Raw genomic sequence first — 4090 nt, 5'->3', positions numbered from 1 at the left:
TACTACGATGCCAACTCAGGTGCCCGTTTGTCAAATATTGACATTACTATAAAAGGGGAAACCTATCATTTTGATGCGGACGGAAACGGAACACTCATTAGTTAATGAAGTTATAGAGACTCCTTCTCAATAATGACAGATTTAAAATGAAAGGAGAATTATCATGGAAAAGAAAGTACATTTTAAACTTCACAAAGTTAAAAAACATTGGGTAACTATTGCAGTGACAGGACTTGCTTTGGGATTGAGCTTTGCAGGCCTTAGCTACGCTTCAGCTGAAGAACAGCCTACCCCTGTTAATGAAGCAACTGTTGAAGCCATCATCAAAGAAGGTGCTGTTGACGTTGAAGCTCCTGCAACTAGTGAAGCCACAACTAAACTTGCAGAAAACACACCTACTACCGCTTCGAGCGAAGCAACCACAGTGTCAGAAGCACCAGTGGCCAGCTCTGAAGTAGCCTCAACAGAAACAGTTTCTGAAAAACCAAGCTCTGAAGTAGCCTCAACAGAAACAGTTTCTGAAAAACCAAGCTCTGAAGTGACAAGCGCAGCTAGTTCGGAAGCAGCTAATTCTGAAATTATTCATTCTGAGGTAAGTGCAACAAATACACCTACAAACAACGAAAACCTCATCATAAGCACTTCTCCTGATAAAACAACTTTAGATACCTCACAAAAAGATGGTGATTTCACCATCACTGTTGAAGCGGAAGGTATCACAAAAAAGACAGATAAAAGAGAAAGTTTCGTTTCAGATGCAAATGGTGTTACCTATTATGTAGATGCAAAAGGGCAGCTGGTTACTGGACCAAGAGACATCAACGGTTTCCATTATTACTTTAACGATGACGGCACTATGGTAAAAGGGCAGCTTAGGAAAGTTGACGACAAACTGCACTTTTACGATGAAAACGATGGCAAGCTAGTAACAGACCGTTTTATTACATTCAAAGACAACCACTATATTCCAGAAGAAAACTATAGTAAAGTTGTTTACTTCAATGAACCTGCTTATATCGAACCAAACTATTATGTAATGCCTGGATTAGAACGTTACTATTTTGATAAAAATGGTAACACACTTGAGAAAGGTCGTCAGACAATTTTAGGTAACGACTATTACATCTATGACAATGGTCAAGTTGCTGTTCATAGACTAATGGAATTAGATCACAAACGCTACTACTTTGACGACAAAGGGGCCTTAGTCAAAAATAAACAATATCCTATCATCGAAAAGGGTCTATGGAAGTCTATGCCATATGTATTTTATTCAGACAACGATGGGGTGGCACATTATCTCAATAAACAACTAAACATTGTGACTTATCCGTTCCCAACTTACTATACTCTTCCTTCAGAAAATAATAGAGACTATCCAAAAAATCAATTTATGATGGACTACGAAGGTCGTTGGTATTACTTCAACAAAGACGGATTTCCTATCACTGGACCTAAAACTATTGATGGCTTTGAACTCTACTTCCATGAATCATCTCGTCCAGAAGGACATCAAGCTAAAGGCGAATTCATTAATATTGATAATAAAATTTACTACTTTGACAAAGACAATGGTCGTAAAGTCAAGGATACATCTTTTGAGTTAAACGGTATCCATTATATCGCAGATAAAGAAGGGAACATCACTATCCAAGGTGATTCTAGATTCCATAACCAATATGTCAGCGATGATAAAGGCAACTGGTATTACTACAACTCCGATGGCAATAAACTCATTGGCGAACAAAACATTGATAACGTCAAAGTTTACTTTAAGGACAGTGGAGTCCAAGTTAAAGGACACTTCGCTCCGAATGGACACTTCTATGACAAGGATAGTGGTGAACTTGTTACCAATGCTTATGTAGAAGACAATGGGAACTGGTACTATGTCGATGAAAATGGTCAAAAACTCATTGGAAACCAAATTGTTGATAGTTATCATGTTTGTTTTGACAGTGATGGTCGTCAACTAAAAGGTGAGGCTAGCTACTCAAATTCAGGTCTACCAAAACATTACTATGATTTGCATAATGGACAAATGGTTATCAACTCTCTTATTCAAATCGATGGTAAGACCTATAAAGCTGATAATGAAGGTAAACTCTCTGAAGTACCATATGCTTTAAACTATCGCAACCAAATTGTTACCGACGAATTTGAAAACAGCTATTATTATGACTACCAAGGAATGATGGTTAAAAATCAATACGTTACTATCTATCACCTAGAGAATGACTATCTTAACCCTAAAATTAGAAAAGTCACCTATTATGCAGGATATGACGGAAAATTCCTTCACGGTCCCCAAACAATAAATGGTGTTGCTACTTATTTCAATGCCTATGGTGAACAAATCAAAGACCAGTTCGCAGACGATGGTTACTATTATGATAAAGATACCGGTGCTCGTGTTAATTTAGGTGTCAACCGATCAGTTATGATAAATGGTAAATGGTATTATGTTGACCAAAACGGAAAGCAATCTAAAGGAGAGTTTATTAAACAAGGAGGAAACAAATACTACTACGATAAAAATAATGGTGAGCGTGTCATTGGAACACTTTTTGAAGTGAACGATAAACTTTATATTTCAGATCAAGAAGGTGTCATTACTGAAAAGAAAGATGATATCAAAAAAAATGGACTGTTCTATGATGACTACCACAATATCCATTATATGAATGATAATGGTCATCTAGCTAGGAACTTATACGTTCCTTCTAACCACAATGGATTTAGCGATGATACAAAACCATTTTACTATTTTGGTTCCGAAGGAATCGCTTTAAAAGGGGAGCATACTATTAATGGTGAAACAGTATTCTTCGATGAAAATGGAGAGCAAGTAAAAGGAGGTTTCGCAAAAAACGGTAAATATTACGATAAACATACAGGTAACTTAGCAAGAAATACTTTCAGAGAACGTACTGTAAGAATCGCTCGTGAATGGCGTGCTAATGGTATCTCAACTACATTCCGCTACTACCTAGATAATAGTGGCTACAAGGTGTCAGGTTATCAGACTATTAACGGTGAGGACTACTACTTCTACCCTGATGGACCACAGTTAAAAGGGGATTTCGCACCAGATGGTAGATATCACGATAAGGACACCGGAGCTTTAGTCACAAAACGTTATGTTCAAATAAAACCTTGGCATTTTATCACCGACCTAGGTAATGAGCCTATCGACCATAATTATGTTCAAGTATTTCAATTCGATAGATACCCTAGTCTAGCAGACACCTCAACTGGTGCAATTACTAGATATTTTGGTAAAAAATATTCTAATAGTTGGTACTACGTCGATGAAAATAGTCAAAAGGTAACTGGACACAAAACTATCGATAATGTGAAGGTTTACTTTGATAAAGATGGTAAACAAGCTAAAGGTATTGTTGCTGATGATGGTTATTACTATGACAAGAATACTGGTGAACTTGTTGACTTAGGACGTGACAAATTCGTTGACGTTGACGGTAATCGTTACTATGTTGGTAGTGATGGTAAATGTTACAAGGGAGAACAAAAGATTGGAGATGATTACTACTATTTCCACGATGATGGTAGACTAGGCTACGACGAATTGCGAACAATTTGGGCGGGAAATGACTACTACTACCATTATTATTACCCAAAAACTGGAAAACGTGCTAAAAATGTTGACATTACTTTTAACCACTCAATTCGTTACAAGGTGAAAGCTGAGCTTGTTCATTTCGATGAAAACGGTGATGGAAGGGTTATTAAATATATTTACGAATAATATTTATTTCACACATATAATTCCAATTTGTCTTTCAATGAAAGGAGAATTATCATGGAAAAGAAAGTACATTTTAAACTTCACAAAGTTAAAAAACATTGGGTAACTATTGCAGTGACAGGACTTGCTTTGGGATTGAGCTTTGCAGGCCTTAGCTACGCTTCAGCTGAAGAACAGCCTACCCCTGTTAATGAAGCAACTGTTGAAGCCATCATCAAAGAAGGCGCTATTGACGTTGAGGCTCCAGCGACTAGTGAAGCCACAGCTAAACCTACAGAAAATACACCTGCTACCCCTTCTAGCGAGACTGCTACAGTATCA

General features: G+C 37.3%; 2 protein-coding genes. Both read left to right on the top strand.

From position 1 onward, the window contains the following. Positions 1–163 precede the first annotated feature (163 nt). Positions 164–3769 (top strand): KxYKxGKxW signal peptide domain-containing protein, encoded by a 3606-nt coding sequence (locus HMPREF1517_RS00045; RefSeq protein ID WP_037598835.1) that lies wholly within the window; start codon positions 164–166, stop codon positions 3767–3769. 54 nt (positions 3770–3823) lie between these two features. Beyond that, the coding region (locus HMPREF1517_RS00040) for a KxYKxGKxW signal peptide domain-containing protein (protein WP_037598834.1) at positions 3824–4090 on the top strand (267 nt) is incomplete at its 3' end.

The sequence above is a fragment of the Streptococcus sp. ACS2 genome (assembly GCF_000525585.1).
In the GTDB taxonomy this organism is placed as follows: domain Bacteria; phylum Bacillota; class Bacilli; order Lactobacillales; family Streptococcaceae; genus Streptococcus.
The sequence above is the reverse complement of the archived record's forward strand: the minus strand, read 5'-3'. Positions and strand labels throughout refer to the sequence as shown.

Coding starts and splice junctions, on each gene's coding strand:
- HMPREF1517_RS00045 (WP_037598835.1), top strand. CDS start 164: ATGGAAAAGAAAGTACATTTTAAACTTCACAAAGTTAAAAAACATTGG.